The following is a 5428-nucleotide window of genomic DNA, read 5'->3' as shown; positions in this document are numbered from 1 at the left end:
CGAATATGAGTATTTCCCCTTCAAGCTCGACGGCTACAAGCTGGTGCTTGTCGACTCAAAGGTGAAGCATGAACTTGTCGACTCTCCCTACAACAAGCGTCGCGCTTCATGCGAGAACGTGGCCCGTACCCTCGGTGTGGAGACTCTGCGCGACGCAGAGATGGCCGACCTCGAAAAAATCAAGGACCAGATAAGCGAGGAAGACTACAACCGCGCGGTATACGTCATCGGCGAGAAGCAGCGTGTGCTCGATGTATGCGATGCCCTCCAGAAGGGTGACTATGACACCGTGGGCGACCGCATGTACAAGACCCACGAAGGCATGTCGAAACTTTACGAGGTAAGCTGCGAGGAGCTTGACTACCTCAACGACATTGCCAAGGAGTGTGGCGTTACCGGCTCGCGCATCATGGGTGGCGGCTTCGGCGGCTGCACCATCAACCTGGTGAAGAACGACCTCTACGACTCGTTTATCGCCACTGCCAAAGAGAAATTCAATGCCCGATATGGCCACGAGCCTGTAGTGTACGATGTAATCGTAAGCGACGGCGCCCGTAGAGTTGAATAATGGCGGCATGACTATATAAAGGTGTATCATGATTCATACCTGTCACAGGATACGGCGGGATATGATTATGATACACCTTCATGATTACTTTACTGAAAAATGAAAATAGAAAAAAAGTTTGAGCAGACTCCTCGCGGAGAGGTGACGCTCATCACCATAACCAATGACCACGGTGCTTCGGTGACTCTCTCGACCCTTGGCGCCGGTATTGTAAGCGTTGTAGTTCCCGACCGCGACGGCAATATGGCCGATGTGGCTCTCGGCTATGCCAATGCCGCCGACTATATCGCCGACGGCCCGTGCATGGGCAAGACCCCCGGACGTTATGCCAACCGCATAGCCAAGGGACGCTTTACCCTTGCCGGCAATGAATATGAACTTGCCATCAACAACGGCCCCAACGCTCTGCACGGAGGTCCCGAAGGGTTTATGAACAAAATCTGGAAAGAGGAGTCGCGCGGCTCGCAGGTCAAGATGGAGTATACATCGGCCGACGGTGAGGAGGGTTATCCCGGCACACTTACCGCCACCGTGCTTTATACCTGGACCAACGACAACGAGCTCTTCATAGACTATCTCGCCGTGTGCGACAAGAAGACGGTGGTCAATCTTACCAACCATGCCTACTTCAACCTCGACGGCGAGGGTGCAGGCTCGGTGCTCGGCCATAAGCTCACTCTTGCGGCATCGCGCTATCTGCCTACCGACGACACACTGATACCCACAGGCGAGATGGCTCCGGTAGAGGGCACTCCAATGGACTTCACCAAAGGGCGTGTGCTCGGCGATGACATAAAGGCCGATTTCCCCGCGCTCAAGTACGGCAAGGGCTACGACAACTGCTGGGTGGTAGACAACTGGCACAAGCATACCGTAGCTCCTGTGGCGCGCCTGGAGGCCGAGCATAGCGGACGTGTGCTCGAGGTGTCGACATCACAGCCGGCCGCACAGGTCTATACCGGCAACTGGCTCTCGGGATGTCCCAAGAGCAAGAGCGGCAAGGAGTATGCCGACTACGATGGTGTGGCCATTGAGTGCCAGGGCATGCCCGATGCTCCCAACCACCGCAACTTCCCCTCTCAGATACTCGGCCCGGGCGAGGTATACGAGCAGCGCATCATCTACAAGTTTGCAACAGTTTAACCAAACATATCAATCTCCGGTTCAAAACCATCACCGACTGTCTGTCAGATAATCTTACGTATGTTTTGAACACACTTTTATTAATCATATGAAACCGACATTATTTGTACTGGCCGCGGGCATGGGCTCGCGCTATGGCGGCCTCAAGCAGCTCGACGGTCTCGGCCCCAACGGCGAGACAATCATGGACTACTCGATTTACGACGCTATCCACTCCGGATTCGGCAAGGTGGTATTCGTAATCCGCAAGGACTTCGAGCAGGATTTCCGCGACAAGATTCTTTCCAAGTATGAGGGCCACATACCCGTAGAGGTTGTGTTCCAGTCGACCGACGCTCTTCCCGAAGGCTTCACATGCCCTGCCGACCGCACCAAACCCTGGGGTACAAACCACGCTGTGCTTATGGGCAAGGATGTGATCAGCGAGCCGTTTGCTGTAATCAATGCCGACGACTTCTACGGCCGCGACGCATTCCGCGTAATCGCCGAGGAGCTCCAGCGTCCGCGCGACAAGAAGGGCGACTACTGCATGGTAGGTTTCCGTGTAGGCAACACAATGACCGAAAACGGCTCTGTAGCCCGTGGCGTATGCGAGACAAAGGAAGGTCTGCTCACCTCTGTGGTTGAGCGTACCGCCATCTCCTACGACAAGGACCACAATATCGTGTTTACCGACGAAAACGGTGTGGAGCAGACACTCCAGCCCAACACACCTGTGTCGATGAACCTCTGGGGATTTACTCCCGACTACTTCGACTACAGCGAGCGTGAATTCAAGAAATTCCTTGAGAAGGATATCAACACTCCCAAGGCCGAATTCTTCATTCCCCTCTGTATCGACACTCTTATCAACTCGGGCGAGGCTACAGTAAAGGTGCTCGACACAGAGTCAAAGTGGTTTGGCGTGACCTACGCAGCCGACCGCCCCGGTGTTGTAGCCAAGTTTGCCGAACTCCACCGCGACGGCACATATCCCGAAAAACTTTTCTGAAAAACTGTGTGATGCGAGGAATATCGCATCGTGCCGTATAAGTTAAGGGCTTAAATTCGGATTAATCCGAATTTAAGCCCTTTTTAATTGGTATGTTAGGGAGGTCTATTGCCTGGAGTTCCGCAGTATGAACGGCCTGATGGATCTCAAGAGTATCACATTCACCAAGGCATAAAATATACGACACCGTGTTCAGCCATCAGGGCGGCACGGTGTCGTAATTTACGGTAATTGTTTCAGTTTAGAACTTAACTTTGAAGCGGGCGGTCTGTCCGTCGGCAGTGGTGGCAATTACCACATAGACTCCGCCTGCGAGGCCCGATGTGCTTATTTCAACCGAGTTGTCGGCGCTGCTGAAGGCTCTTACTGTCTGTCCCTGGAGATTGACGATGCTTACAGAGGTGATGGCCGAGGATGCATTTACCTTAACGTTACCGGGGGTGATTACGAGTGCTACAGGCTCTCCTGCGTTTATGGCATCGATACCGGAGGTTGCGGTTTTCTTAATCGAGAGATTGTCGATACGCAGGTTGGCATATGTGCATGTATTGACATTGTGGATACCGAGGTGGTATATGCCCGGCTGTGCGACATTGAATTTTACTTCGACGTGGGCCCAGCCTTTTGTCTCTGTGCCGTCGAGGTTGGCTCCTTCGGGGTCGTATACTTTGGCGTTGGTCACCGAGTAGACCGAAGTGGTGAAACTTTCAGGTGATTTACCGTCAGTGCCGAGGCATATTTCATATGAGTGGGTGTCGTATGATGCTCCGTTGGCATAGTAGTCAAGGATGTGTTCGCCGGCCTCAAACTCAATCGCGGGCGATATGAGCCAGTCGTCGGCGGGCTTGCCGTTGGTGCTTCCGATAGCGGTCTTTTTACCGTCGTAGATGTAGCTCTTTTTGCCGATTGTCCATCCGGCACTTGCGGGGTCGTTGATTGTGGTCCATTGCGAGCCGTCGCCGTCATCCTCAAATCCGGTGAAGTAGGGGATGTTGGCGGTAGATGTGAGCACGAATGTCTCTGACTTTGCGCTCACTCCGGCAATGCCGCCGCATACTGGCTCGATTACATAGTAGAATCCGCCGTTGTCGGTGATTGTCTCGGAGAATTTTGTATCCGAGATGCCGTTGGCTACGGGTGTCACTGTCTCGCCGAGGCCGCGGTACACGTTGTAGGTGATGGCGTTGTAGTCGGCATATCCGTCGTTGACTGTCGATGTCGGGGCTTTCCATGTCACTGTGGCGGTGCGGTCGGCTACGCTGACTGCAATGTCGGTCACTGCGTTGAGGCGGTCGTAACCGGCAAACAGTGTGATGAACGCCGGAAATCCGTCGCCGGCTTCGTTGCAGGGTACTACTTCGTAGGTCACGTCGCCGTTGCCTGCCGAATTGTCGGTATATGTTGTGGCGTCGGCCCCGAGAGTGGCAATCGGGCCGGATGTGCCCATACGGTATATTTTGATGGCTGAGGGTGTGGCATTCTCACCGGCATAGTTCTCTGTGGGGAGAGTCCATGACAGTTTTACGGTGTTGACGTCAGTCCCGTCGATTTCCGCCTTGAGTGCGTCGACAGCTTTGAGCGACTGCTTGCGTATTGTTTTGTCCTTGAAGAATATGGCTGTCACCTGAGCGTCATCGCCGAGTTTGTTGAGCTTTTCATAATCGGTAGTGAAGTCGACAAATCCGCCAGGGATTGCAGTAGTCAGGTCGATTTCGCAGAAGTGGGCATAGCTGGGATGCTGCTGTCCCCACCACAGTCGGCCTGCTGCGTCGAATGTCATCGACTGGAACTGTGAGGCAGTGCCGAGCTTATGGCGTTCGCCTATCTGAGTCACCTTTGCCGTATGTTTGTCGATTTTATAGAAGTAGCGGTAGTGGGACATGGCATACAGTTGTCCGTCGGCGTCGCATGCGAGTGTGATCAGTCCGTCGGTATCCTCTCTATTGTATCCGTCGAGGGCTTTCAGCTCTCCGGGCGAGCCGATTATGGTATATTTTCCTGTGTTCATGTCGATGGCACACAGACTCGTGGCCTCTATTACCCCTGTTGTGTACCGGTCTTCAATAAGTCCGTACAGGGTGTTGGTCGTATAGTCGAAAGTCATGTCGACCATACGGTTCATCGAGTACATGTTTTTCTGTTCAATCTTCTTGAAAGTCTCGCCGTCGTACACGGCCCAGCTGTCGGAGGTGATGCCTGATATATCGCCGAGTTCTACCTGGTAGGTGTATATCTTGCCGTCGACATATTCGCCTGCCGATGGGTGTATGTAGCTGAATACACGGTCTTTGATGGTCAGTTTCTGAGGTCTTTCGCTGTCGAATGACACGAAACCGTTTTCTCCGGTCTTTGAGCCGAAGAGGTAGCCATAGGCTGTTTCGCCGGCTATGGCCGGTGTATTGCCAATAATCATGCATGACAATGCAAGTGGTAAAAGTCTTTTCATACGCAGGATTGTTTAGTTGGAATAGATTGTATAAATACTTTTTATTGTGTGAATATTCAGTAAATTTATTCGATTTTGCAAATGTATGTTTTTATTTGTAAAAATCAATAGATATGAGATAGCTTTTTTCATTAAACCGCCTTTTGGTTAACTGAAAATCCCGGCTTAATGCTGACCTAACATTCATTTTCGAATATGCACTTAGAGCTTGTTTAATAATAAATGTTACCGTCAGGGCGGTCAGTCGTCGAGCAGATTTTCGCTTGTGATGAGGGAGTTA

The 5428-nt window shown here is 52.3% G+C and carries 4 protein-coding genes; 3 read left to right on the top strand and 1 reads right to left on the bottom strand.

The window, feature by feature from the left end; translation table 11 throughout:
• From K2I50_RS08055 to K2I50_RS08045, 3 genes are all read left to right on the top strand, one after another.
• Positions 1-568 (top strand): galactokinase (locus tag K2I50_RS08055; protein WP_367279095.1); only part of this gene is annotated, 568 nt, incomplete at its 5' end.
• A gap of 99 nt (positions 569-667) precedes the next feature.
• A complete protein-coding gene (locus K2I50_RS08050) occupies positions 668-1711 on the top strand; it encodes an aldose epimerase family protein (protein WP_301025822.1) in 1044 nt (347 codons plus the stop codon).
• A gap of 88 nt (positions 1712-1799) precedes the next feature.
• Complete coding sequence (locus K2I50_RS08045; RefSeq protein WP_301025821.1) at positions 1800-2702, top strand: glycosyltransferase family protein; 903 nt, start codon at positions 1800-1802, stop codon at positions 2700-2702.
• 241 nt (positions 2703-2943) lie between these two features.
• On the opposite strand, the gene K2I50_RS08040 is transcribed toward K2I50_RS08045, so the two are convergent.
• Complete coding sequence (locus K2I50_RS08040) at positions 2944-5148, bottom strand: T9SS-dependent choice-of-anchor J family protein (RefSeq protein ID WP_301025820.1); 2205 nt, start codon at positions 5146-5148, stop codon at positions 2944-2946.
• Between the last annotated feature and the right edge of the window lie 280 nt (positions 5149-5428).

It is taken from the genome of Muribaculum sp. (assembly GCF_029051885.1).
GTDB lineage: Bacteria > Bacteroidota > Bacteroidia > Bacteroidales > Muribaculaceae > Muribaculum.
This window is presented reverse-complemented; position numbering and strand designations above follow the sequence as displayed.

Excerpts from the sequence above, each read along its gene's own strand:
- K2I50_RS08040 (WP_301025820.1), bottom strand. The coding sequence starts at position 5,148 with ATGAAAAGACTTTTACCACTTGCATTGTCATGCATGATTATTGGCAAT.
- K2I50_RS08050 (WP_301025822.1), top strand. The coding sequence starts at position 668 with ATGAAAATAGAAAAAAAGTTTGAGCAGACTCCTCGCGGAGAGGTGACG.
- K2I50_RS08045 (WP_301025821.1), top strand. The coding sequence starts at position 1,800 with ATGAAACCGACATTATTTGTACTGGCCGCGGGCATGGGCTCGCGCTAT.